At 70.0% G+C, this 22,637-nt stretch carries 21 protein-coding genes and 1 tRNA gene; 11 read left to right on the top strand and 11 right to left on the bottom strand.

Annotated elements, in window-relative coordinates; all coding sequences use genetic code 11:
• Positions 1–24: 24 nt before the first annotated feature.
• From MTS1_RS05185 to MTS1_RS16400, 3 genes are all read right to left on the bottom strand, one after another.
• Positions 25–2,811 (bottom strand): hypothetical protein, encoded by a 2,787-nt coding sequence (locus MTS1_RS05185; protein ID WP_023952060.1) that lies wholly within the window; start codon positions 2,809–2,811, stop codon positions 25–27.
• Positions 2,812–2,846: 35 nt separating this feature from the next.
• Positions 2,847–4,697 carry an HSP90 family protein gene (locus MTS1_RS05180; RefSeq protein WP_023952058.1) on the bottom strand — a complete coding sequence of 617 codons (1,851 nt, stop codon included), beginning with the start codon at positions 4,695–4,697 and terminating at the stop codon, positions 2,847–2,849.
• Between the two features lie 184 nt (positions 4,698–4,881).
• Positions 4,882–6,297 carry an HNH endonuclease signature motif containing protein gene (locus tag MTS1_RS16400; RefSeq protein WP_023952056.1) on the bottom strand — a complete coding sequence of 472 codons (1,416 nt, stop codon included), beginning with the start codon at positions 6,295–6,297 and terminating at the stop codon, positions 4,882–4,884.
• Positions 6,298–6,542: 245 nt separating this feature from the next.
• Between MTS1_RS16400 and MTS1_RS05170 the strand changes: the two genes are divergently transcribed.
• The 6 genes from MTS1_RS05170 to MTS1_RS05145 all read left to right on the top strand — a co-directional run bounded on the left by MTS1_RS05170 (position 6,543) and on the right by MTS1_RS05145 (position 10,534).
• Positions 6,543–6,615 (top strand) — tRNA-Trp (locus MTS1_RS05170).
• Between the two features lie 44 nt (positions 6,616–6,659).
• Positions 6,660–6,917 carry a preprotein translocase subunit SecE gene (secE, locus tag MTS1_RS05165; RefSeq protein ID WP_023952054.1) on the top strand — a complete coding sequence of 86 codons (258 nt, stop codon included), beginning with the start codon at positions 6,660–6,662 and terminating at the stop codon, positions 6,915–6,917.
• Between the two features lie 74 nt (positions 6,918–6,991).
• The gene (nusG, locus tag MTS1_RS05160) at positions 6,992–8,053 is read left to right on the top strand and encodes a transcription termination/antitermination protein NusG (RefSeq protein ID WP_023952052.1); all 1,062 of its coding nucleotides are present in this window, start codon (positions 6,992–6,994) and stop codon (positions 8,051–8,053) included.
• Between the two features lie 216 nt (positions 8,054–8,269).
• Positions 8,270–8,701, top strand: coding sequence for a 50S ribosomal protein L11 (gene rplK / locus MTS1_RS05155; protein ID WP_023952050.1), 432 nt, complete (start codon positions 8,270–8,272; stop codon positions 8,699–8,701).
• A gap of 13 nt (positions 8,702–8,714) precedes the next feature.
• Positions 8,715–9,404 carry a 50S ribosomal protein L1 gene (gene rplA / locus MTS1_RS05150; protein ID WP_023952048.1) on the top strand — a complete coding sequence of 230 codons (690 nt, stop codon included), beginning with the start codon at positions 8,715–8,717 and terminating at the stop codon, positions 9,402–9,404.
• 86 nt (positions 9,405–9,490) lie between these two features.
• On the top strand, positions 9,491–10,534 hold the full coding sequence (locus tag MTS1_RS05145) for a nitronate monooxygenase family protein (RefSeq protein WP_023952046.1): 1,044 nt from the start codon (positions 9,491–9,493) through the stop codon (positions 10,532–10,534).
• Positions 10,535–10,575: 41 nt separating this feature from the next.
• Here the strand turns inward: MTS1_RS05145 and MTS1_RS05140 are convergent, their stop codons facing one another.
• Positions 10,576–10,851: an acylphosphatase gene (locus MTS1_RS05140; RefSeq protein ID WP_023952044.1), complete on the bottom strand. Its 276-nt coding sequence runs from the start codon at positions 10,849–10,851 to the stop codon at positions 10,576–10,578.
• Positions 10,852–10,865: 14 nt separating this feature from the next.
• Positions 10,866–11,483, bottom strand: a complete 618-nt coding sequence (locus tag MTS1_RS05135; protein WP_023952042.1) for a LysE/ArgO family amino acid transporter — start codon at positions 11,481–11,483, stop codon at positions 10,866–10,868.
• 71 nt (positions 11,484–11,554) lie between these two features.
• On the opposite strand from MTS1_RS05135, the gene MTS1_RS05130 reads away from it, so the two are divergent.
• On the top strand, positions 11,555–12,448 hold the full coding sequence (locus MTS1_RS05130; protein WP_023952040.1) for a LysR family transcriptional regulator ArgP: 894 nt from the start codon (positions 11,555–11,557) through the stop codon (positions 12,446–12,448).
• A 121-nt stretch (positions 12,449–12,569) separates the two neighbouring features.
• On the opposite strand, the gene MTS1_RS05125 is transcribed toward MTS1_RS05130, so the two are convergent.
• The 3 genes from MTS1_RS05125 to MTS1_RS05115 all read right to left on the bottom strand — a co-directional run bounded on the left by MTS1_RS05125 (position 12,570) and on the right by MTS1_RS05115 (position 15,985).
• Positions 12,570–13,598, bottom strand: a complete 1,029-nt coding sequence (locus MTS1_RS05125) for an NADP-dependent oxidoreductase (RefSeq protein WP_023952038.1) — start codon at positions 13,596–13,598, stop codon at positions 12,570–12,572.
• A gap of 151 nt (positions 13,599–13,749) precedes the next feature.
• The gene (locus tag MTS1_RS05120) at positions 13,750–14,268 is read right to left on the bottom strand and encodes a MarR family winged helix-turn-helix transcriptional regulator (RefSeq protein ID WP_023952037.1); all 519 of its coding nucleotides are present in this window, start codon (positions 14,266–14,268) and stop codon (positions 13,750–13,752) included.
• Positions 14,269–14,278: 10 nt separating this feature from the next.
• Positions 14,279–15,985 carry an MDR family MFS transporter gene (locus MTS1_RS05115; RefSeq protein ID WP_023952036.1) on the bottom strand — a complete coding sequence of 569 codons (1,707 nt, stop codon included), beginning with the start codon at positions 15,983–15,985 and terminating at the stop codon, positions 14,279–14,281.
• A gap of 189 nt (positions 15,986–16,174) precedes the next feature.
• On the opposite strand from MTS1_RS05115, the gene MTS1_RS05110 reads away from it, so the two are divergent.
• The gene (locus MTS1_RS05110; protein WP_023952035.1) at positions 16,175–16,687 is read left to right on the top strand and encodes a 2'-5' RNA ligase family protein; all 513 of its coding nucleotides are present in this window, start codon (positions 16,175–16,177) and stop codon (positions 16,685–16,687) included.
• A gap of 49 nt (positions 16,688–16,736) precedes the next feature.
• On the opposite strand, the gene MTS1_RS05105 is transcribed toward MTS1_RS05110, so the two are convergent.
• Positions 16,737–17,396, bottom strand: coding sequence for a YqaJ viral recombinase family protein (locus MTS1_RS05105; protein WP_023952034.1), 660 nt, complete (start codon positions 17,394–17,396; stop codon positions 16,737–16,739).
• A gap of 150 nt (positions 17,397–17,546) precedes the next feature.
• Complete coding sequence (locus tag MTS1_RS05100) at positions 17,547–18,521, bottom strand: hypothetical protein (RefSeq protein ID WP_144083366.1); 975 nt, start codon at positions 18,519–18,521, stop codon at positions 17,547–17,549.
• A 442-nt stretch (positions 18,522–18,963) separates the two neighbouring features.
• Here MTS1_RS05100 and rplJ point away from each other — a divergent pair, with 442 nt between their 5' ends.
• A complete protein-coding gene (gene rplJ, locus MTS1_RS05095; RefSeq protein ID WP_023952031.1) occupies positions 18,964–19,452 on the top strand; it encodes a 50S ribosomal protein L10 in 489 nt (162 codons plus the stop codon).
• Positions 19,453–19,500: 48 nt separating this feature from the next.
• Positions 19,501–19,884: a 50S ribosomal protein L7/L12 gene (gene rplL, locus MTS1_RS05090; protein ID WP_023952029.1), complete on the top strand. Its 384-nt coding sequence runs from the start codon at positions 19,501–19,503 to the stop codon at positions 19,882–19,884.
• 97 nt (positions 19,885–19,981) lie between these two features.
• Here rplL and MTS1_RS05085 read toward each other — a convergent pair whose 3' ends face one another.
• Entirely contained in the window at positions 19,982–21,031 is a 1,050-nt protein-coding gene (locus MTS1_RS05085) for a LacI family DNA-binding transcriptional regulator (protein WP_023952027.1), read from the bottom strand.
• Positions 21,032–21,300: 269 nt separating this feature from the next.
• On the opposite strand from MTS1_RS05085, the gene MTS1_RS05080 reads away from it, so the two are divergent.
• On the top strand, positions 21,301–22,635 hold the full coding sequence (locus tag MTS1_RS05080; RefSeq protein WP_023952025.1) for an ABC transporter substrate-binding protein: 1,335 nt from the start codon (positions 21,301–21,303) through the stop codon (positions 22,633–22,635).
• Positions 22,636–22,637: the final 2 nt, after the last annotated feature.

The following is a 22,637-nucleotide window of genomic DNA, read 5'->3' as shown; positions in this document are numbered from 1 at the left end:
GCGCGCCCTTCGTGTCGATCGGGCTCAGGCGTCGAGGAGCGCGCGCACCTCGGCAGCTTCGGCGGGGCGGCCGAGCGCTTCGTAGACGTCGCCGAGCTCACCGGCGGCCACCTGGAGCAGCGGCGGGATCTCGGCGGCACGCTCCATGACCGACCGGTAGAGCGGGACCGCATCGGCGCCGCGCTCGTTCTGGGCGAGGACGCGCGCGGCGAAGAGCTCGGACGCGCCGGCAGAACCGGTGTCGCCGACCTCCGCGAACGCGTCGGCAGCCTGGAGCGCCGTGGCAACCGCCTCGTCCGCCTGCCCGAGCATGGCCAGCGCTCGGGCTCGCGAGTCGGTGATGTCGGCGACGAGCCACGGGGCGCCGAGACCGGACGCGATCTCGCGGGCCTCGTCGAGGGCCGTCAGCGCCTCCTGCTCGCCTCGCGCGGCGCGGACCTGACCCTCCGAGTGCCGCGCTTCGGCGAGCAGCCCGGCCTGTTCGGGCTCGGTGCGTGCGATCTCGACCGCCGTCTCGAGCGAGGCGAGGGCGTCGTCGAACTCTCCGAACCGGTGCAGCAGACGCCCGTGCGACAGGAGAGCGTTGGCGCGACCCACCGGCGCCTCTCCTTCGTCGAACAGTTCGGCGGCGAACTCCCATGCGCCGACCGCACGGCCGGGTTCGCCGGCGTCTTCGAAGGCGCGGGCCAGCAGCATGAGCGTCTGGGCGCGCGACGCCGCGGGCTCCTCGCGGTCGGTCTCGTCGGAGTAGACGTTCACGAGCAGCTCGGCGGCCTCGTCGGCGGAGCCGGATGCGAGCAGCGCCCGTGCGAGGCGGTACTGCACCGCGGTCACGGAGTCGCCGTTCTCGGTCGCGGCGCGCTCGGCGAACCGGTAACGGGCGACCGCCTCGCCGGGCGCACCGGCGTCCTCGTTGAGCGCGGCCGCGAGCACGTACGCTCCGGCGAGGACGCTGCGCGCGTCGAGCTCGACGAGGATGCGGCAGAGCTCGTCGGCGTCGGCCACACCGTCGAGGAACCTCTCCTGGCCGCCGCGCATGCGAGCCCGCAGGCCGAGCAGCCGGGCCCGGGCGCCGGCGCCGAGCGCGGGGTCCTCGAGCGCGGCGGTGATCGTCGCGTCGCACTCGTCGAATGCACCGATGGCGCCCTGGAACGATGCACGTGCGAGCGCGACGATGCGACGCAGGTCGTCGTCGCCCAGCGCGGCCTCGCGGTCGCGGGCGTCGTCGAAGAGGCCGCGGGCTGTCTCGGGGTCGGTCTCGGCGACGGCCATGCCCACCACGACCTCGACGATCGCGTGCAGACGGGGCGGCAGGCTCTCGCCGTCGGCGAGGACCTCGCGAAGCGTCTCGAGGTCGCCGGGGGCGCCGCGTCCGAACAGGGCGAGGCCGGCGCGCTCTTCGACCTGGGCCTCCGCGTCGCGACCGACGGCGCGGAGGGCGTCGAGACGGTCGTGCAGAGCGGCCTGGGCGCCTTCGAGGTCGTCGCGCGCGACAAGGGCGGCGATGCGCGCCGAGTGGAGCTTGGCGCGCTGGTCGAGGGTCGCGCCGGGGAGCGCCGCATCCGCCGCAGCCAGTGCTTCCGAGGCGCCGTAATCGCCGAGGTCGATGGCTCGCTGAACGAGCTCTTCGGCCGAGCGCGCGGCCACGGGGGCGACGCGGGGGAGCAGGGGCTCGGCGCTGAGGGGGAGCGAGTAGCGCTCCTGCCCGACGGCCCAGGCCCGGTCGAGACGGCGGCGGTGACCGTCGGTGCCGTCGCGGCGATCGAACTCGCCGGCGATCCGCTCGGCCTCCGAACGCATCACCGCCGCGAGCTCGGCGGCGCGCCACGGGCCGTCGTTCTCGCCGAAGAAGGCGCGGAGCCGCTCGGAGTCGGCGCCGCGAACGATGGTGTCGGCGTGTCCCGCGGCGCTGACGGCTTCGAGAGCGATCGCGAAGGCGGTGAGGGCGGAGAGGTGGCCGTCGACGCCGAGCGCGTCGTGCGCGAGCCAGTCGAGGTGGCGTTCGACGAGCGAGAGTGCCCGTGCTTCGTTGCCGGTGATGGCGCAGAAGACGATGTTGTCGGCCACGATGGCGAGGTTGTCGGCGTTGTCCTTCGCGAGGCGATAGCTGCGCAGGTGAGCGAGGCGGGCCTTGTCGTACTCGCCCGCGTGCAGGTACGGAACGAGCGACCGGGCGAGCGCGTGCTCCGGCTCTTCGCCGCATGAGAAGTCGCCCTCGACGAGCTCTTCGACGAGGCGGATCGCCTCGTCTTCGCGGTCGGTGTCGATGAGGTAGCCGGCGACGACGCTGCGGACGCATGCCTCGCAGTGGCTGTGGCTGTCGCGGGGTGTCGTCTCGAGCTTGGTGCGCAGCTGCTCGGCCTCCTCGAGGCGGCCGGCCATCCACGCGTTCTCGAAGCGCGCCATGAGGACGCCGCTCTGACCGAGCCCGGCAGCGCGGTAGTGGTTCTCCATGTCGTCGAGCACGGCGGCGATCTGTTCCCGGTCGAACGCCGGGGACGCGGCCAGGCTGTCGGCCATCCACTTGAACTGCCACATGAGGTCGGCGGTCTCGTCGCCGAGGTCGGCGGGGAAGCGTTCGGGGTCATCGTCGTGCTTTCCGAGGCACCATGCGAAGGAGGTCAGCATCGCCTCGGTGTCGCCGCTCATGCAGGCGGACGAGGTCAGTCGCATCCGCGCCCGGTACTCCAGGGGCTCGTCGCCTGCATCGACGGCGAGGGCGATGGCCTCGTTGATGAGGGCTCGTTCTTCGACGCCGACCGGGGTGCGGTCGATCTGCTCGAACAGTTCGAGGATACGGTCGCTGCTCATTCTGTCCTTTCGTGGGGCCGAGGCGCGGGATGCGGTCAGGACGCCGGGCGCGCGGAGAGTTCGACGAGCGCATGGAGCGCGCCCATCATGAGCGCGCGGTCGTCGCCGCTGAGGGGGCGCTGGGCGGCGAGGAGCGCCTGAACGTAGAGGAGGTGGACCGTGCGCGCGAAGGCGAGGTCGTCGGGGATGTCCAGGAGCGAACGCACGACCGAGTTCTGCCAGTTCAGGCAGAGACGGACACTCCCGGACGGCACCTCGGAGGAGGCCGGGCGCAGCCTCTCGGCTGTCGCGTCGATGCGGTCCATGACGCTTCCCCACAGCGGGCTGCCGACCGATCGGGCTCGGCCGCGGTCGATCGCCCGCAGCGCTTCGGCGCCCGCGAGGTAGACCGCGGGGATCTCGGCGGCGTCGAGCGAGCGCACCGCGACCCTGCATCCGACAGCCGAGAGGGCGGAGGTCGCGCGCTCCTCGAGTGCGAGGACGCGGGCGCGGTCGTCGAGTGGAGGCGGATCGAGCCGGTCGAGCTCGTCGGCGAGGTCGACGTGCTCGACGGTGACGCCGTCGAAGACGAGCGGGAGCAGGCGCACCAGTTCGGCGTCGAACAGATATCCGCCGTTGACGAGCGGCTGCCGGGGGTCGGCGATGCCGGCGATCTGGCGGTACTCGTCGACCGTCTCGACGTATCGAAGGTGCGGGAAGCGGCCGATCAGGTCGCCGACCCGCATTCGCCCGTGCGTGGTCTCGACGCTCAGCCAACGCACGATGAAGGCGGCGAGCTCGTCGTCATGACGCACGAGCGACTTGAGCGCGACTTCGTGAACCGCGACGAACTGCGCGAGACGCTGCGGTTCGGTCAGCCCGAGGTCGAGCACCCAGCGCCGGATCGCGGCTCCGAGTTCCTGACGTGTGTGCTCGAGGGCATCGTCCTCGACCAGCGCCTCGCGGCTCGCGGTCGGGCTGAGCGCCGTGGAATCGATCACGGCCCGGACGAAGAAGGCCCAGTCGGGCAGGATGTCGTCGGCGTTCTCGCTCAGCAACATCCGTCCGAGGTAGACGCGGGTGGCCTGTCGGGCGCCGGGCGGGGGAGCGTAGGGGAGGACGTATGCGGTTCCGACGGTGTCGGTTCCCGGGACGTGCAACGGGATCGCGTCGAACGGGTCCTGGCCGAGCAGGTCGCGCCCGTAGGCCCAGCGGGCCGCCTCGTCGATGCCGGTCGTGGCGGCACGGAAGGGAGGCGTGCGGGTGGTCAGTTGCTCGCCGCCGCCGGGAAGGTCGACGCGCACCGGGATGGGGAGGAACTCCCCGAAAGTCTCGGCCAGCTCGACCGTCGCGGGGGTGCTGAGGAGATCGCGCTGTCCTGGGCGCGGCCGCAGGTGCACGCTCGTGCCGACCGGGAGATCATCGGGAATCGTCCGCACCGTGAATGTGCCGTCGGCGTTGCCCTGCCATTCGACGGCGGCACCGCCGCGCGCGCTCCGCGATCGGATGACGATCGTCTCGGCCACCATGAAGCACGACAGCAGCCCGATGCCGAACTGCCCCAGGAAGTCGCTCCTGGGGAGGTCGAAGATGTCGCGCTTCGAGCTGCGCCCGACGGTCGCGAGCAGGTCGGTCACCTCTGAGGCGGTGAGTCCGATGCCGTCGTCGCGGACGATGAACTCGTCGCTTCGGTCGCTGAGGGGAGTGATGCGGATGCCGCTCGACTCGCGCGGCATCCCTGCCGGGGATGTGCTCGCGTCGAACTCGGCGCGAGCGGTGATCGCGTCGCAGGCATTCTGCATCAGCTCTCGAAGGAACACGCGAGGACCCGAATAGATGTGTCGACTCAGGAGGTCGACGATGCCGCGAAGGTCGACCTGGAACTGCTGTGATCGTCCGGTATTCATCCGCCTGATTTCGTTTCGGGTGAGCGTCACCGATGGCGTCCTCGGCGCGACAGCCGAGCGTAACAGTTCCCGGTAAGGGGCCATTTCTGACTCGCGTCCAGAATCGCGCGTCATATCCGGCGTCGGCTGACGGGCCACCCCGACGGGAGGAGGGGTACGGGCGCGGAGTCGCGACCCCCGGGGTTCAGAACGGCGGTGGCCCGCCGGGTGGCTTGCCTGCTCCGGCGCGGGAGCGCGGCGGGTCGGCTGTGTCGATAGTGAAGCAGACAGAGGGTATGGGTACGTCTTCGCGGTAGGTCCTGCCGAGGGGTGAGGTCCATTCGAGAACCCCGCCTCCGAGCTGCCGGACTTCCCATTTCGTGAATTGCTTCATCGAGTGGTGTCTTTGGTAGAGGTGGGCGAGGTTGAAGATGTGCGTGTGCCCGCCGAGGGCATGGTCAACCGTGTGGTCGATCTCGCATCGGATGGCGGCTCGTCGGCATCCCGGGAACCGGCAGTGCTGATCCCGCGCCATGAGGAGTTTCTTCATCGATGCGGTGGGCCGGTACGTGTCGATCTCGACCGGGGTGCGGGTGACGGGGTCGATGAAGAGCCGGTCCCATTCGCTGACCTGCCCGGCGAGCTGCCGGACCGTGGCGGCGTCGATCAGCCCGGCGCCCACCGCCTCGGCGGGGTTCTCGTCCTTGCCCATCAGCGTCTCCGCCGCGACGGCGACCTGCACCCGGGCTCGGATCGCGCCGAGCGCACCGGCGCGGTCGGTGCCGTAGGTCGGGTCGACCACGGGTGCTCCTCCGAGGACGAGGTCGCCGAGGATGTCGGCCCGCAGCTGGTCCATCGTCCGGACGTCCGGTGCGGCATCCGTTCCCGCCGGGCTGGCAACCGCGTCAGCGTGCACTCCGACAGCCCCGGCGGCATCCGCACCGTCAGCGCCCTCAACCCGGGCGTCCTTGACGGACTGTCCCATCTGCCTGAGCCGGTCGAGCATCCCTGCGGCGATGACCGTCGGGATGTTGGCGACGAGGTTCGACATCCCATCGGACCCGTGGAACACGCGCACGCATCGTTCCGCCGCCGCCGTCTTGTGCCGCTCCGTGAACGTCTGCGGGTGAAGCTGGGCCGCCAACGCGTCCAGCGCAGCCCGCACCCGGGACGGCACATCCCGCTCGCACACCGCGATCGCCGCTTCCGCGAACAAGTCGCGCACCTCGTCCGGCACCCCCGCACCGACCCGCACGACCACATCCACGTGTCCGCGTTCAATCCGCCGCTGGACCCATGCGTCGAACACCCCGGGATAGTCGTCGATGACCGTCATCGCGTGGTCGATCTCACCCTGCAACCGCCGGTCCGTCAGTCGCGCCATCCCGGCGGCTTCGGCCGCGACCGACCGCAGCTCCATGTCCGACGCCATGCCTCGCACGCCGTCACGACGCGCCTCACGCAACGCCGACCACCCCAGCTCCGCCAACGCCCGAACCCGCGCCACATCAGACGCATGAGCCAGATCGAGCGCCTCCGCGAACACCGAGAACGCGTCGGCGTGCGGCGACCCACCCGAGGCGCCCTCGCCTCCGAGCCCATGGTCGCCGTTCGATTTCATGTTCCCATGATGGCAGCGGGTTACGACATTCACGTCGAATGCAGTTTCGCCTGAGCGCAACGGGCTCCGTATCTCTCCAGGGGAGGAGTCCGTGCCGAATCCGCGCCGACGTTCGCGACCCCGGCAGTCATGACGTACACTGAGAGGAGCAGTCGAAATCTGCATTCTTTCGCCATGCCCAAGCGTCGAAGACTCGACGGCCGTGGAGGAATGCGGGCGTAGACCCCGGGGTCCGAAGGATCTCTAGGGCGGTAGCTCAATTGGCAGAGCAGCGGTCTCCAAAACCGCAGGTTGCAGGTTCGATTCCTGTCCGCCCTGCGCGTCGGCGTCAGCCGGCACACGGAAGGTATCAGGTGGGTTCGATGGTCCAAGAGGGTGGCGAAGTCGTCGCCGCAGGTGGCGCGCCCCGCGAGAAGAGGCCGAACATCTTCGCGCGGATCATCATCTTCATCCGCCAGGTGTTCGCCGAACTCCGCAAGGTCGTCACCCCGACCCGCCAGGAGCTCGTGAAGTTCACGGCAGTGGTCCTCGGATTCGTCGTCGTCATGATGGCGCTCGTCTACGGCCTCGACGTCCTGTTCGTCTGGATCACCACCGTCGTCTTCGGCGTCCCGGGCTGATCGACGGGCCCAGCCCGCACGACCCGCGAATGCCTGCCGCGCAGGCATCCCGACAACCGATGGAAGAGAACGCAGTGTCAGAACGCATCCCCGACGACGTCGATTGGGCTACGGCCGCCGAGCAGTCCAGCGAGGACGACGAAGCCCAGGAGGGCAACGTGCTGGCCGGTCAGGAGCGTGCCTCCGACGCAGCCGAGCACACCGCCGTCCACGTCGTGGACGATGAGGCCGAGCAGGACGACACCGACCTCGACGGTGTGGAGATCGACGACCCCGAGGCCGACGCTGTCGTCAACGACGCGCTCGAAATCGACGAGACCGCCGAGGCCGAGGCTGCTGCGGAGGTGCTGACCGACTCCCTCGAGGAGGAGATCGCCGAGCAGGCCGCTGAGGCCGCCGACGAGGTCGAGCCCTACGACGGTCCCGAGCCCGACGTCGAGGTCTCCGAGGAAGCCGTCGACTACCTCTCGGAGTTCGAGGCCGCCGCCGGCATCGAGATCTCCGTCGGCGACGACGAAGACCCGTACGAGGCGTTCCGCACCGAGCTGCGCATGCTGCCGGGCAAGTGGTACGTCATCCACTCCTACGCCGGCTTCGAGCGCAAGGTGAAGGCCAACATCGAGCAGCGCAAGTCGACGCTCGAGGTCGAAGAGGACATCTACCAGGTCGAGGTCCCGATGGAGGACGTCGTCGAGATCAAGAACGGTCAGCGCAAGATGGTCACGCGCGTCCGGATCCCCGGCTACGTGCTCGTCCGCATGGAGCTCACCGAAGACACCTGGTCGGTCGTCCGCCACACCCCCGGTGTCACGGGCTTCGTGGGCAATGCCCACAACCCCACGCCGCTGCGCTTCGACGAGGCGTTCAACATGCTGAAGTCGCTCGTCGAGGTCAAGGAGGCGGCCCCCGCCAAGGCCGGCGCCGCGAAGGGCGTCGCCGCCCCCACGCGCAGCGTCGTCACCGAGGTCGACTTCGAGATCGGCGAGACCATCACGATCAAGGAGGGCTCGTTCGCCGGCCTTCCCGGCTCGATCAGCGAGATCAAGCCCGAGAGCGGCAAGCTCACGGTACTCGTGTCGCTCTTCGAGCGCGAGACGCCCGTCGAGCTCTCGTTCGACCAGGTCACCAAGCAGTAGCGCAACCCCGCGTCGACGAGCGCCCCTCCGCCGCACGGTGGCCGGGGCGCTTCGTCGTCTCGTGGCCAGGATCGCCGACGTCCGCCCTGCTGAGGATGCGGTAAGCTTGGGGAGTTTGCGGGCGCCTGCGCGCCCGCGCGACACAACCGCCGCTCGGAGATGCCGGGCGTGCGGGAGAGGGATGCCGCCGGCATCCGCTCGACGAAAGGAAAACGAATGGCACCGAAGAAGAAGGTGACCGGCCTGATCAAGCTCCAGATCAACGCCGGAGCAGCCAACCCGGCGCCGCCGATCGGCCCCGCGCTCGGTCAGCATGGCGTCAACATCATGGAGTTCTGCAAGGCGTACAACGCCGCGACCGAGTCGCAGCGCGGCAACGTCATCCCCGTGGAGATCACCGTCTACGAGGACCGCAGCTTCACCTTCATCCTGAAGACCCCGCCCGCCGCGGAGCTCATCAAGAAGGCCGCCGGAGTCGCCAAGGGCTCGGCCACGCCTCACACGACCAAGGTCGCGAAGCTCACGAAGGACCAGGTCCGTGAGATCGCTGAGGCCAAGATGCCCGACCTGAACGCCAACGACATCGAGGCCGCCTCGCTGATCATCGCCGGCACCGCCCGTTCCATGGGCATCACGGTCGAGAGCTGAGGGGGAGAACACAATGGCTAAGTCCAAGGTTTACGAAGCAGCCGCGGCGAAGATCGATCGCGACAAGTTCTACAGCTCCTCCGAGGCCGTCGCTCTCGCGAAGGACACCGGTTCGAAGAAGTTCGACTCGACCGTCGAGGTCGCGCTGAAGCTCGCTGTCGACCCGCGCAAGGCGGACCAGATGGTCCGCGGCACGGTCATCCTGCCCCACGGCACGGGTAAGACCGCTCGCGTCATCGTGTTCGCGACGGGCCCGGCCGCCGAGGCCGCCATCGCCGCGGGTGCCGACGAGGTCGGCGGCGCCGAGCTCATCGAGAAGGTCGCGGGCGGCTGGACCGCTTTCGACTCGGCCGTCTCGACGCCCGAGCTCATGGGTCAGGTCGGACGTCTGGGTAAGGTCCTCGGTCCCCGTGGCCTCATGCCCAACCCCAAGACCGGCACCGTGACCCCCAACCCGGCCAAGGCCGTCGAGGAGATCAAGGGCGGAAAGATCGAGTTCCGTGTCGACAAGCACGCCAACGTGCACTTCGTCGTCGGCAAGGCGTCGTTCTCGGCCGAGCAGCTCGAAGAGAACTTCAACGCGGCGGTCGAGGAGATCGTCCGCCTGAAGCCCTCGAGCGCCAAGGGCCGCTACATCCAGAAGGGCGCCGTGTCGACCACGTTCGGCCCCGGCATCCCGCTGGACGTCAACGCGCTCGTCTGATCGCGCTTCGCACGAACGGGGTCTCGCCTTCAGGTGAGGCCCCGTTCGTCGTTCCGGCCTCGCGCGCAACGCGCTAGCGTCGGCTCATGCGGCGTTCCCTCACCGATCTGCTCGGAATCGACCTGCCCATCGTGCTCGGCCCCTTCGGGGGCCTGTCGTCGGCGGAGCTGACCGCCACGGTGAGCGAGGGCGGCGGGCTCGGATCGTTCGGCCTCTACGGTTACGACGGCACGCGGATCCGCGAGACCGTCGCGTCGATACGAGAGCGCACGGCTCGCCCCTTCGCACTCAACCTCTGGCTGCCGCTCGGCGACGAGGTCACCCCGGACCGCGTGGACGCCGCGCCCTCGCGCGACGCGCTGCGACCGCTCTACACCGCCGCGGGCGCGGCCGTCCCCGAGCTGCCAGAACGCTTCCTGCCGCCGCTCGAGGAACAACTCGCAGCCGTCTGGGAGGCGCGACCGGCGGTGCTCAGCGTGGTCTTCGGGGTGCCGGCACCGAGCGTCGTCGCCGATGCGCATCGGCTCGGCATCCGCGTGATGGGCACCGCCACGACCGTCGCCGAGGCGCGTGCGCTCGAGGCCGGCGGTGTCGACGTCATCGTCGCGAGCGGCGCCGAGGCCGCGGGCCACCGCGTGTCGTTCCTCGCGGCCCCGGAGGATTCCCTCGTGGGGACCTTCGCTCTCACGCCCCAGGTCGCGGATGCCGTCTCCGTGCCGGTGGTCGCCGCGGGCGGCGTCGCCGATCGGCGGGGCGTCGCTGCAGCGCTCGCCCTCGGGGCCGCGGGGGTGCAGGTGGGGACCGCGTTCCTGCGGACGCGGCAGTCGGCCGCATCCGACGGCCATCGCGCCGCGATCGCCGGTGCCGACGACACCTCGACGGTGCTCACGCGTGCGATGAGCGGGCGCCTCGCGCGAGGCATCCCGAATCGCGCCCTGCGCCACATCGAGGCGAGCGGGGTGATCGCTCCCTTCCCTGCGCAGAACTGGCTGACGGGAGTCTTCCGTGCAGCAGCCGGCGGAGATCCTGAGCTGTCATCGCTGTGGGCGGGGCAGGCGGCGGGTCTCGCCCGCCGGGATGACGCGGCGGAGGTGCTGCGCGAGCTCGCGGCCGGGCTGCCGGACTGCTGACGTACGGCCGGCACCGCGGCAACGCGGCGGCGCGGCTGCGGTCAGTGGGTGTCGCGCACCTCGAAGCCCGTCGAGCCGACGCGCTGCGCGTCGGTCACACGGGCCGCGTCGACCCGCGCTCCGGGAGGTCCCTCCGCCATCCAGGCGAGGACCGCGTCGACAGCATCATCCGTGCCCTCCAGGACGGCCTCGACCGAACCGTCGGTCCGGTTGCGCACCCAGCCCGCCACTGCGCGCCGGTCGGCTTCCAGCAGCAGGCTGTAGCGGTACCCGACGCCCTGAACGCGGCCTTCGACGATCACGTGAACGCTTCGCATCCCCTCATCCTGCCTCACGGCCAGACGAGGCTCACGGCGAGGAGGATCATGACGACGGCGACGAAACCGTCGAGCACCCGCCACGCCCGCGGGGTCGCGAGCACCCGGCCGAGAAGCCGCGCGCCGAAGGCGAGCGCGAAGAACCAGAGCACGCTCGCCGCCACCGCCCCGACGGCGAACCAGACCCGGTCGTCGCCGTGGGTGGCGGCGATGCTCCCGAGCAGGAAGACGGTGTCGAGGTAGACGTGCGGGTTCAGCCAGGTCAGCGCGAGGCACGTGAGCACGACGGTGGTGCGGCGTGCCGGCGCCGGCCGTTCGGTCGCCGCGTGCGCGTCGAGGGCTTGTCCGCTCGGACGCCAGGCGCGGCGGGCAGCCAGGAGGCCGTAGGCGAGAAGGAACGCCGCACCGGCCCACCGGACGACGGGTACGAGCCACGGCATGCCTTCCACCAGCAGGCCGAGGCCGGTCACCCCCGCGACGATCAGCACGGCGTCGGATACGGCGCAGATGGTTGCGACGAGCAGGACGTGTTCCCGCCGGATGCCTTGCCGCAGCACGAACAGGTTCTGCGCGCCGATGGCGACGATGAGCGACAGGCCGAGGCCGAGGCCCGAGAAGGAAGCGGAGAGCACGAGTCGACGCTAGGGTCGGCGGACGCTACAGTCCAGTTCATGGAACTTCACTTGGTGAAGCGCAGCTGAAGATGCGTGTGCCCGTCGATCTGGTCGAGACGCTCGCGGTGATCCTCGACGAGGGGAGCCTGGACGCCGCCGCGCGCCGGCTGCACATCACGCCGTCCGCGGTGAGCCAGCGGATCCGCGCGCTCGAGCGCATCGCCGGACAGGTGCTGCTCGTGAGGTCGAAACCGGCGCGCGCGACCGAGGCGGCGCACCGCTTCGTGCGCTACGCCCGCCAGCTCGCCCTCCTCGAGCGCGATGCCTTCGATGGGATCGACGACGAGGTGACGAGCGTTCCGCTCGCGGTCAACGCCGACTCGCTCGCGACGTGGTTCCTGCCGCCGCTGGCCCGGGTCGCGTCCGCTCGGGATGTCGTGTTCGACCTGCATCGCGACGACCAGGACTTCACCGCGGGTCTCCTCGAGAGTGGAACGGTCATGGGCGCCGTCACCTCGCGTCGGGCACCGGTGGCGGGATGCCGGGTGTCGGCGCTCGGCGCGCTGCGGTACGAGGCGGTCGCGACGCCCGCCTTCGCGGGTCGATGGTTCGCCGAGGGTGCAGGTGCAGGACCCGATCGCGCTGGCCTCGCGGCAGCGCCCGTCGTGGACTTCGACCGCCGCGACGAGCTGCAGACCCGGTGGCTGCGCAGTGCGGGTGCGGACTCCGCCGCGCCGCCGCGGCACCGCGTGCCGGCCTCGCAGGACTTCGCGACCGCCGTGCTGCTCGGCCTCGGGTGGGCGCTCCTGCCGACGCTGCAGTCGCGCGCCCACGTGGCACGGGGCGAGCTGGTCCGGCTCGGGGGAGAGGACATCGTCGTGCCGCTGTACTGGCAGCAGTGGAACCTCGCCTCCCCGCTCCTCGACGCCGTCGCCGACGAGCTCGTCGCGGAGGCCCGGCGCGTGCTCGAACCCGTCGTCTGACTCGAGCTCGGTTCGCCGAGAGTGCACGCTCGTCGCGAGAGTGTCGCTATGACGGTACGTGGTGGGTGCGCGGGTGCGTGGTCGGTGAAATCTCACCGGGCCCGGCCCGGCAGGGCGGGGCTCAGGTCTCGGCGACCGTGAGGACGACCTTGCCGCGGGAGTGACCCCGCTCGACCTCGACGTGGGCGGCTGCGACATCGGAGAGGTCGTGCACGCTGTCGACGAAGACCTGGATGGCGCCGGAGTCGAGCAGCCGCCCGAGGGTCGCCAGCACGCTGCCGTCGGGGATGACCTTGTATCCGGTCGCCCGAACGCCCGCGGCAGCGGCGGCTTCGCCGTACCCCGGCCACCCGCCGGTCGGAACCATCACATACAGACCGCCCGGACGCAGGACCCCGAGCGAGCGGGAGCCGGTGTCGTCGTGCACGTTGCCCACGAGGTCGATGACGACGTCCATCTCGCCGACGACGTCTTCGAAGCGCGTCGTGGCGTAGTCGATCGCGACCGAGGCGCCGAGCTCGCGCAGCCAGGGGAGGTTCCGCTCCGAGCCGGTGGCGGTCACCTGCGCACCGAAGTAGGCGGCCAGCTGCACGGCGAAGTGGCCGACGCCTCCCGACCCGGCGTGGATCAGCATCCGCTGCCCCTCGTGCGCGTGAGCGGTCTCGACGACCAGCCCCCACGCGGTGAGCGCGGCGAGGGGAACCCCCGCAGCTTCGACGTGCGACAGGCTCGCGGGCTTCCGGGCGACGGACAGCGACGGCACGACGACGTACTCGGCGTAGCTGCCGCCCGACCGCGGGAACGGCACCATGCCGAAGACCTCGGTGCCCGGCTGCAGGTCGTGGGTCTCGAACGGGCTCGCGACCACGACGCCGCTGAAGTCGAAGCCGAGCGTGCTCGGCCAGCGATCGATGAGCCCGGCGACCCCGCGTCCCAGCCGCGTCTTGGCGTCGATGGGGTTCACACCGGCGGCCACCACTCGCACGAGCACCTCGCTCAGGGCGGGCGAGGGCACGGGAACATCGGTCACACGGAGAACCTCGGGTGCACCGGGTTCGTCGAACACGACCGCTCGCATGGTCTCGGGCGGCGTCTCGGCCGGCGTCGTCGGCTGGGAGGCGGTTGCTGTGCGCAGCGGCCGGAATCTCATCCGTCGCTCCTTCCTCACGCCGCCGGCGTCGGCGGCGATGATGCTCGGTCGACCTCAGTCAATCGTGACATTGTCTCGACCGTGTTACGGAGCGGTCACCGAGGGGAGAAGCTCGCGCGCGTGCAACGCCGGCGCGCGGAGTCGAGGCGGGTCAGTCGGGCGCCTCGGATGCCGAGAGGGCGTGGAGGAGGCGGGTGAGCTCCCGGATGTCGTCGACGTGCCACGACTCCAGCGCGTTCAGAAGCGAGTTCTCGCGCGGGGCGCGGACGGCGTCGAGCCGTCGGATGCCGTCGGGGGTGGCCGACAGCAGGCTGGACCGGCCGTCGGCGGGGTCGGGCGTGCGCTGCACGAGCTGCAGCTCTTCGAGCTCGCGCACCGTTCGGCTGATCTGACCCTTGTCGGAATGCAGGGTCTCGGCGAGAGCGGAGAGGGTGATCTCGCCGCGGCGTGCGATCGTCGTGAAGACCTTGTATGCGCCGGGAAGCATCCCCGGGCTGAGCCGATCGGCGTTCTCGGCGAAGAGGCGCCGGACGTGCGTGAAAAGCTCGCCGAACTCGAGCTCGAGGGCTCGGACGGCCGCGGTGCGCTCGTCGTCGAAGACCGCGGCCCAGGGGCCGGGAGCCCCGGGGGCGGTGCACCCCCGGGACTCGGCGGACTCTTGCTCGGGCATCCCGATCACCTTAGCGAGCCGAGCGGCGGGTCTCGGCGTCGATCGGCGCATCGCCGTCGGCGGCATCCGTACGGACGGCTCCGGTCGCCGTGAGTGCGCTCATGCCCTCCGGTACCGACACCGTGGCGAAGTCCGCCTCGCCCGCCTGCAGGCGCTCGGTCGTGGTCATCGTGGTCAGCGGCTTGTTCGGCAGGAACACGATCGCGATGAGGCTCAGGACCGCGAACGGCACGGCGATGAGGAACGAGTGCGAGATGCCGGTGGCGTAGATGTCCTCGAGGACGATCCGCAGCGCCTCGGGCATCGCCGAGACCTGGGGGAGCGTCCCCGACTGCAGCTGCGCGGCCCAGGTCGGGGCCTGATCGCCGAGCGACACCAGCGCGGCCTGGATGTCGTCCTTCCGATCGCTGACGAGCGTCGTGACCTGCGAGGCGAGCGCGGCTCCCATGACCGAGACGCCGATCGTGCCGCCGAGGCTCCGGAAGAACGTCACACCCGAGCTCGCGACACCGATCTCGGTGGGGCGAGAGGTGTTCTGCACGACGAGCACGAGGTTCTGCATCGTCATGCCGATGCCCGCACCGAGCATCGCCATGTAGATCGAGACGAGGGTGAAGTCGGTGTCGTAGTGGATCGTGGACAGCAGGCTCGCCCCGCCGATCAGCAGCAGCGCGCCGACGATGAGGAACGGCTTCCAGCGTCCGGTCCGCGTGATGAGCGCGCCCACGCCGATCGAGGCGACGAGAAGTCCGCCGATCATCGGGATGGTCATGAGGCCGGCCTCGGTGGGGGTGGCTCCACGGGCGAGCTGCATGTACTGGCTGAGGAACACCGAGGCGCCGAACATGGCGATGCCCGTCGCGATCGACGCGATCACCGAGAGGGTGAAGGTCAGGTTGCGGAAGAGCGTGAGGGGCACGAGCGGCTCGCGCACCTTGAGCTCGGTGATGACGAAGAGCACCGCGCCGATCACGGCGCCGCCGACCATCAGCAGCGTCTCGACGCTCATCCACTCGAACGAGTCGCCCGCAAGGGTCACCCAGATGAGCAGGAGGGACACCGACGCCGACAGCAGCACGATGCCGAGGTAGTCGATGCGCGTCTCCTTGCGCGGGTGGGCCGGGATGTGGAGCGTGCGCTGCACGATCAGCAGAGCCGCCACGGCGACGGGAAGCGCGACGAAGAAGTTCCAGCGCCAGCCCCAGGCATCGGTGATGACGCCGCCGAGCAGCGGGCCGCCGATCGTGGCGACGGCCATGACGGCGCCGAAGAGGCCCATGTAGCGACCGCGCTCGCGCGGGCTGATGATGTCGGCCATCAGCACCTGGCTGAGGGCGGCGAGGCCGCCGGCGCCGATGCCCTGCACCGCGCGGAAGGCGATCAGCATCTCGGGGGACTGCGAGAAGCCGGCAGCGGCGGTGGCCAGCACGAAGATGACGATCGCGAGCTGGTAGAGCACCTTGCGGTTGGTGAGGTCGGCGAGCTTGCCCCAGATCGGGGTCGAGATGGCTGTCGTCAGCAGGGTCGCCGTGACGACCCACGTGAAGGCGGCCTGGGTGCCCTCGAGGTCGTGGATGATGACCGGGAGCGACGTCGAGACGACGGTCGAGGCGAGCATCGACACGAACATGCCGAGCAGGAGGCCCGAGAGGGCTTCGAGCACGCCGCGGCGCGACATGTTCTTCCCCTCGGGCGGAGCGGATGCGGGAGCGGACATGAGTCCTCCTGGGATTCGGACGGACGCGGCTGCGCTGGCGCGGATCGTCGGTGGACGGTATTTCGATAGCCGCAGGAGCGGCGTAACTGGTTGACGAAAGTCAACCGTTGAGATCGGTCAACTATATGTTCAATCGTTGAGCTACGTCAACTATTCCCGGTGCGACGCGTGAGACGGAAGGATGGCGGGATGTTCAGTATCGAGTCGCTTCCGGACGACGTCGTGGATGCCGCCGTCCGGGCGGACTGGCAGCGGCTCATCGACGCCGATCTGCCCAGCGCCGGGCGGCATCCGTCCGACTCGAATCGTCCGCACGTGACGCTCGCCGTTCGAGACGACCTCCCGGAGGATGCGGTGCGCGAGCTCGCGCGAGCGGGTGGCGCGCTGCCGGTGGAGTGCCGGCTCGGGGGAGCGGTCGTCTTCGCCGCGGGCGAGCGGTTCGTCCTGGCTCGGCCCGTCGTCATGAGCGCCGCATTGCTGCGGCTGCACGCCGACATCGTCGACCTCGTCGGACCCCCGCCGGCTCGGTATGCCGTCACGGCGAAGGATCGGTGGACGCCGCACATGACGCTCGCTCGCCGGATGACGGCCGAACAGGTCGGCCGCGCACTCGGCATCGTCGGTGCGTCGACCATCGAGGGGGAGCTGACGGGGCTGCGGCTGTGGGACGCCGAAGCGAAAGTCGTCACGCCGCTGCGATGACCGCGGGGCGGTGACCGCGAGGCTGTGCGCGCCGGGCGTGCGGGTCGAGTCAGTCGCTCAGGGCGAGGGCGCGGTACGGCTCGCGCGGATGCGCCGCTGCGACGCGGGGCGCCTCGGCCGCGCGTCGCAGCATGGTGCGGCGGTACAGCTCGTCGATGAGCTCGGTCGCGAGGTTCACGAGCAGTCGGATCTCTCGCTCATCGCGGTCGACCCACGCGCAGCGGGGCTCATCGTCGATGGGGACGAAACCGTCGTGCTGCTCCCACACCACGAGCGTGCGCTCGGCGCCGAGGACGTGCTGCTGCCACCACACCTGACGCAGATAGGTGCGAGGGATCGACCGCCAGCTCTTGTTCGTGGTCTTGATCTCAGCGAGGGTGACACGGCCATCGGCATCCACCATCACCCCGTCGGGAGTGGCGAGGTGACGCTTCTCGACCACGGCGTGGAACAGCGCGGAGGAGGGCTGGATGCCGTGCGTCGCGGCGACCCACGCGGCGATCTCCGGCTCGCGGCGGCGGCCGTGGTCGGTGTACGCGTTGCCGGAGAATCCCGAGCCCATGAGCTTGGCGTCGGCTGCGCGCGCGATCGCCTTGGGGCTCGTCAGCGTCGCGACATCCGTTGCCGTGATGCCCCGCGAGCGCGCCCGGATCCACGCCACGCGGTCGCGCGAATCCGCGACGATGCGAGCAGCGAGTTCGGGAGACACGCCTTAGACCCTAACCCCGCCCACCCCACCTCTCTGCCCTTGCCCCTCGGCGTGCCCTCCCCTCGGCGTAGGGGCCGAGTGCACGGCATCCCATCCACTGCACGGCATCCGCGCGAGGATGTCTCGTTCACCCGGCGGCAAGCCGTGCACTCAGTGGGAAGGGTGGATGTTGAATGCCCTGAGGTGGGCGGCGAAGGCCGACGGGGAGATGACGTGTCGAGCCTCCCAGCGCACGAGGCGGCGTCCGGTCGTGCCCCGGATCCAGTCTTCGCGGCGCTTCTCATCGAGGACTGTCCTCTCCGCCGAGCCCGCGGACCGGAGCTCCGGGTCGAGGTACTTGCCGACGCCGTCGCATTCGCCCCAGGCATCGGCGTCGTCGAGGCCGAAGTCGACGCGGTACCAGCCCGCACCGCGCGGGCCGGCGATCGGCACTTGCAGCCGGACCGACCGGAAGCCGAGCTGGTGCAGCCGGAACCGGCTCACGCTCTCCAGGGTCGACTCGGCCCGGCCGTCGGCGAAGCCCGCCACCCATCGAGCCCGCCTGATCCCTCGCGCCGCCCCCGCCTCGGCGATCCGAGCGGCCATGGCCATCCGCCAGCCGTCGGGAGAGCAGCCCGTGTGGTCGCACCAGATCCGTTCGGCTCGGTCGGCCATGACGAGTGCCGCCTCGGGAGTCATGGTGCGCGCGACGTCGAAGACCGTCCGCGCGAGGGAGGTGCAGCGGATGCCGTTGACCTCGACGACGTCATGCGCATCGAGAGGCGTGCAGTGGCGGAATGCATCGGGACTGCTGGAGACCCGGGCGCCCGGGGCTGTCGTGAGGTGGACGCGGGTCGGCCGGACGCGATAGAGGTCGAGGCCGTGCAGGACCGCGGCGGACTCGTGTGAGACGACCGCGTGGCCTCGGACCTCGTGCGCGACCGTCATGACATGGAGCAGGTGCGCGTCTTCGGCGTAGAGCTCATCGAACGCGGCGCGGTCGACGTACCAGCCGCGTCGCACGTGCACCCGGACGCCGTCGCGCACAGAACGGTCGATCGAGCGTTCGCTCTCACCGGCTTCGAGCAGGTCGCGTCGGCGGTGGAGCAATGCCCGCACCTCATCCGGTCCTCGTCGTCTGCGCATCCCGCCCATGCTCACCCCCCCACCCCCCACCACCCCCATTCCCCCCACCCATGTGTGGACACCCCCACCCCACCCCCCACATGTGCAGAACCCGCGGCCGGCGCCGAGTGAACGAGCTCGCGCCGAGTGCACGGGTACCCTGCGTTGCGGTGCCGTGCAGTGGGCGGGATGCCGTGCACTCGGCGCGGGGCGGGGGGGATTTGGGGGATGGGGGGTGTGGGGGTATGGTGGGGGGTAAGCCAAAGACCGCTGGTCATCGGTGTGCGCGTGAGCGCACTCGTGATCGAAGCTCTGCACTGCAGGGGCCCGCGCAGGTGACACTGAACTTCTCCTTCGGGAACCGAGCTCCGTGCCTCTGCGCCGGAGCTTTTGTCATGTCCGGGGCTGGTCGAGGCCGGCGCTCCGCCACCGCGGGGCGTCAGGCACACATCAAGGAGTGACCATGGTGCAGAAGGACGCATCGGTCGCCGAGCTCACGAAGTCATTCGAGGACTCGACTGCCGTTCTGCTGACCGAGTACCGCGGTCTGACGGTGGCCCAGCTCAAGCAGCTGCGCAACAGCATCCGTCAGGACGCGAACTACGCCGTGGTGAAGAACACGCTGACCAAGATCGCCGCGAACAACGCGGGGATCACGTCGCTCGACGAGGACCTCAAGGGTCCCTCGGCCGTGGCGTTCGTGCACGGCGACTTCGTCGCCACCGCCAAGGCTCTGCGTGACTTCGCCAAGGCCAACCCGCTCCTCGTCATCAAGGGCGGCATCTTCGAGGGCAACGCCCTCACCGCCGACGAGGTCAACAAGTACGCCTCGCTCGAGAGCCGCGAGGTTCTGCTGGCCAAGGCCGCGGGCATGATGAAGGCGACGATGGGCAAGGCTGCCGCCACCATCGACGCGCTTCGCGAAAAGCTGGAGACCGCCGACGCCGCGTGAGCGACAGGCGAGCTCTTACACCAACCCCATCTATCTAGGAGATACATCATGGCGAAGCTTTCCACCGAGGAGCTGCTCGAGCAGTTCGCCGGCCTGACCCTCGTCGAGCTCAGCGAGTTCGTGAAGGCGTTCGAGGAGAAGTTCGACGTCACCGCTGCTGCCCCCGTCGCCGTCGCCGGCGCCGCTGGTGGCGCTGGTGCCGCTGAGGCCGAGGAGGAGAAGGACTCGTTCGACGTCATCCTCGAGGCTGCCGGCGACAAGAAGATCCAGGTCATCAAGACGGTCCGCGAGCTCACCTCGCTGGGCCTGGGCGAGGCCAAGGCTGTCGTCGACGGTGCTCCCAAGGCCGTCCTCGAGGGCGCGAACAAGGAGACCGCCGAGAAGGCGAAGGCCGCTCTCGAAGAGGCCGGCGCGACGGTCACCCTCAAGTAATTCCCCGCTCTCACTCGAGAGCAGCACGACGGCCCCGGATGCTGCATCCGGGGCCGTCGTCGTATCTCCCGGTCGTGCCGGGCCCGACGCGCCGAACTCAGTCGCGGCGGGAGAGGGTCGAGTCCCGGACGGCGACGGAGCTGTGTCCGGGGGCTCCCGCCGTCGTCCCCCGCACCACCATCCGCGGCTTGATGCGCATGGTCACCGTGTCGGCTTCGGGGTCCTCGATGTGGCGCAGGAGCAGCTCGACGGCGGCCCGGCCCTGCTCGTGGGGCACCTGTCGCAGCGTCGTCAGGGCGAACATCTCGGCGTTCACGTGGTCGTCGATGCCGACCACGCTCAGGGCGGAGGGGACGAGGATGCCGAGGCGGCGGGCCGCGATGATCGCGCCGATCGCGACGTCGTCGCAGGCCGCCACGATGCCGGTGGGCCGGGATGCCGGGTCGCTCAGGAGGTCGACGGCGGCGGCGTAGCCCGCGGGCATCGAGAGCTCCGCGGGCACGCGGGAGATCTCCGCCGCGAGGCCGGCGCGGCGCATCTCCGACTCATAGCCGGCGTAGCGCTCGGACTCGACGTGCGGCCAGCGGGTCGCATCGGTGCCGCCGAGGAACGCGATGCGGCGGTGCCCGAGCTCGACGAGGTGCGCCGTCGCGAGAGCGGTGGCGTGCGCGTCGTCGAGCGTGACGAGGCTCGTGTCGCCCTCGGTGCCGATGACGCTGACGACGGGCTTGCCCAGCGCCAGCAGTGCGTCGAGCTCGCTCTCGGCCGGTTCGAGGCCTACCGCGATGACACCGTCGAAGCGTCGACGTGCCAGGAAGTCCTCGAACACCCGCCGCCGGGTCTCGGTTCCCGGTCGGGCGTCGTACAGGGTGAGGTCGAGGCCGTGCTCGAGAAGTGCCGCCTGGATGCCCTCAAGGACTTCCCCGAAGAACCAGCGGCTGACATGCGGCATGACGACGCCGACCGTCTGGGTGCGACCGGTCGCGAGGCTCATGGCAGAGGAATGGGCGACGTACGACAGCTCCTGGGCCGCCGCGGCGACCCGCTGGCGGGTCTCCTCCGACACGTATCCCCGGCCGGAGAGGGCTCGGCTCGCCGTCGCCTTGGACACGCCTGCTCGGGTGGCGACGTCGGCGATGGTGCTCATGGGACCTCCTCGTCCGTTCGGGGAGACCTGCCGGGGGACTCCCACCAGAGCGTAGCGCTTTCCCGCGCGACCGGGAACCGGTTCCAGGCCCGTCGCGTGTGAGCGCTCCCACGAATCGGTGCATTACCACAGGTGATGGTTGTCATTCCGTGATATTCCGCTGGTTGTGCCGGACTCCGCGGGACAGTAGGTTGTCCTGGAATCGGTTCCCCAATGGATGCGGACAAGGCTCCTCTGGGTGAACGATGATCCCGATAGAGGAGAAGTACATGGCATTGTCACAGCGATACCGTCTTCTTGCCCCCGTCGCTCTCATGGGCGCGGCAGCACTGGTGCTGGCTGGGTGCGCCGAAGGTGGCGGCGAAGGCGGCGGCGACGGCGGCGGCGACGCGAAGACGACCGTCCGCATCTCGGGCGGAATCACCGGTGGTGAGGCTGACGCGCTCAACGAGTCGTTCGCACAGTTCACCGAGGACACCGGCATCAAGGTCGAGTACACCGGCGACAAGTCCTTCGAGGGCAACATCGTCACCAAGGTGACCGGTGGCGACGCCCCCGACATCGCGATCGTCCCGCAGCCCGGTCTGCTGAAGACGCTCGTCGAGACCGGCAAGGTGCTGCCCGCATCCGAGGCCGTCGAGAGCGCGGTCGACGAGAACTGGTCGCCGGACTGGAAGAAGTACGGAACGTTCGACGACACCTTCTACGCGGCACCGATGCTCGCGAACCTGAAGGGCTACGTCTGGTACTCGCCCAAGCAGTTCGCCGAGTGGGGCGTCGAAGTGCCCAAGACGTGGGACGAGATGATCGCCCTCACCGACAAGATCGTCGAGACGACCGGCGGGCCCGCCTGGTGCGCCGGCTTCGCCTCCGACGCCGCCTCCGGCTGGCCGGGAACGGACTGGGTCGAGGACCTCGTCCTGCGTCAGGCCGGTCCCGAGGTCTACGACCAGTGGGTCGCCGGTGACGTGAAGTTCACCGATCCTCAGATCAAGTCGGCGTTCGACGCGGTGGGCGAGATCCTGCTCAACCCCGAGTACGTCAACGCGGGCTACGGCGACGTGAAGAGCATCAACTCGACCGCGTTCGGCGACGTCGCCGCGGCCGTCGCGAGCGGCGACTGCGCGCTCACGCACCAGGCCTCGTTCCTGTCGGCGAACTTCCTCGACGTGCAGACCGCCGACGGCGCGACCCCCGAGGTCGCTCCCGACGGTGACGTCTACGCCTTCCTGACCCCGGGGTACACCGAGGGCGAGCTCCAGGTCGAGGGCGGCGGCGAGTTCGTCGCGGCGTTCTCGGACGACGAGTCGACGCAGAAGGTTCTCGAGTTCATGGCCTCTCCCGAGTTCGCTGACGCGCGCGTCAAGCTCGGCGGCGTGATCTCGGCGAACAAGAACGCCGACCCCTCGCTCGCCTCGAGCGAGTTCCTCCAGGAAGCCATGACGACGCTGCAGGACGAGACCACGGTCTTCCGCTTCGACGCATCCGACCTGATGCCGTCCACGGTGGGCTCGGGCTCGTTCTGGAAGGGCATGGTCGACTGGATCGACGGCAAGGACACCGAGACGGTCCTGTCCGACATCCAGGCCGGTTACGAGAACTGATC

Origin of the sequence: Microbacterium sp. TS-1, from assembly GCF_000509385.1 — a bacterium.
Taxonomy (GTDB): Bacteria; Actinomycetota; Actinomycetes; order Actinomycetales; family Microbacteriaceae; genus Microbacterium; species Microbacterium arborescens.
The sequence above is the reverse complement of the archived record's forward strand: the minus strand, read 5'-3'. Positions and strand labels throughout refer to the sequence as shown.

Coding starts and splice junctions, on each gene's coding strand:
- MTS1_RS05115 (WP_023952036.1), bottom strand. CDS start 15,985: ATGTCCGCTCCCGCATCCGCTCCGCCCGAGGGGAAGAACATGTCGCGC.
- MTS1_RS05180 (WP_023952058.1), bottom strand. CDS start 4,697: ATGAATACCGGACGATCACAGCAGTTCCAGGTCGACCTTCGCGGCATC.
- MTS1_RS05185 (WP_023952060.1), bottom strand. CDS start 2,811: ATGAGCAGCGACCGTATCCTCGAACTGTTCGAGCAGATCGACCGCACC.
- rplJ (WP_023952031.1), top strand. CDS start 18,964: ATGGTGCAGAAGGACGCATCGGTCGCCGAGCTCACGAAGTCATTCGAG.
- MTS1_RS05085 (WP_023952027.1), bottom strand. CDS start 21,031: ATGAGCACCATCGCCGACGTCGCCACCCGAGCAGGCGTGTCCAAGGCG.
- secE (WP_023952054.1), top strand. CDS start 6,660: ATGGTCCAAGAGGGTGGCGAAGTCGTCGCCGCAGGTGGCGCGCCCCGC.
- rplA (WP_023952048.1), top strand. CDS start 8,715: ATGGCTAAGTCCAAGGTTTACGAAGCAGCCGCGGCGAAGATCGATCGC.
- MTS1_RS16400 (WP_023952056.1), bottom strand. CDS start 6,297: ATGAAATCGAACGGCGACCATGGGCTCGGAGGCGAGGGCGCCTCGGGT.
- rplK (WP_023952050.1), top strand. CDS start 8,270: ATGGCACCGAAGAAGAAGGTGACCGGCCTGATCAAGCTCCAGATCAAC.
- MTS1_RS05125 (WP_023952038.1), bottom strand. CDS start 13,598: ATGAGATTCCGGCCGCTGCGCACAGCAACCGCCTCCCAGCCGACGACG.
- MTS1_RS05110 (WP_023952035.1), top strand. CDS start 16,175: ATGTTCAGTATCGAGTCGCTTCCGGACGACGTCGTGGATGCCGCCGTC.
- MTS1_RS05120 (WP_023952037.1), bottom strand. CDS start 14,268: ATGCCCGAGCAAGAGTCCGCCGAGTCCCGGGGGTGCACCGCCCCCGGG.
- MTS1_RS05140 (WP_023952044.1), bottom strand. CDS start 10,851: ATGCGAAGCGTTCACGTGATCGTCGAAGGCCGCGTTCAGGGCGTCGGG.
- MTS1_RS05100 (WP_144083366.1), bottom strand. CDS start 18,521: ATGCGCAGACGACGAGGACCGGATGAGGTGCGGGCATTGCTCCACCGC.
- MTS1_RS05080 (WP_023952025.1), top strand. CDS start 21,301: ATGGCATTGTCACAGCGATACCGTCTTCTTGCCCCCGTCGCTCTCATG.
- MTS1_RS05145 (WP_023952046.1), top strand. CDS start 9,491: ATGCGGCGTTCCCTCACCGATCTGCTCGGAATCGACCTGCCCATCGTG.
- rplL (WP_023952029.1), top strand. CDS start 19,501: ATGGCGAAGCTTTCCACCGAGGAGCTGCTCGAGCAGTTCGCCGGCCTG.
- MTS1_RS05130 (WP_023952040.1), top strand. CDS start 11,555: ATGCGTGTGCCCGTCGATCTGGTCGAGACGCTCGCGGTGATCCTCGAC.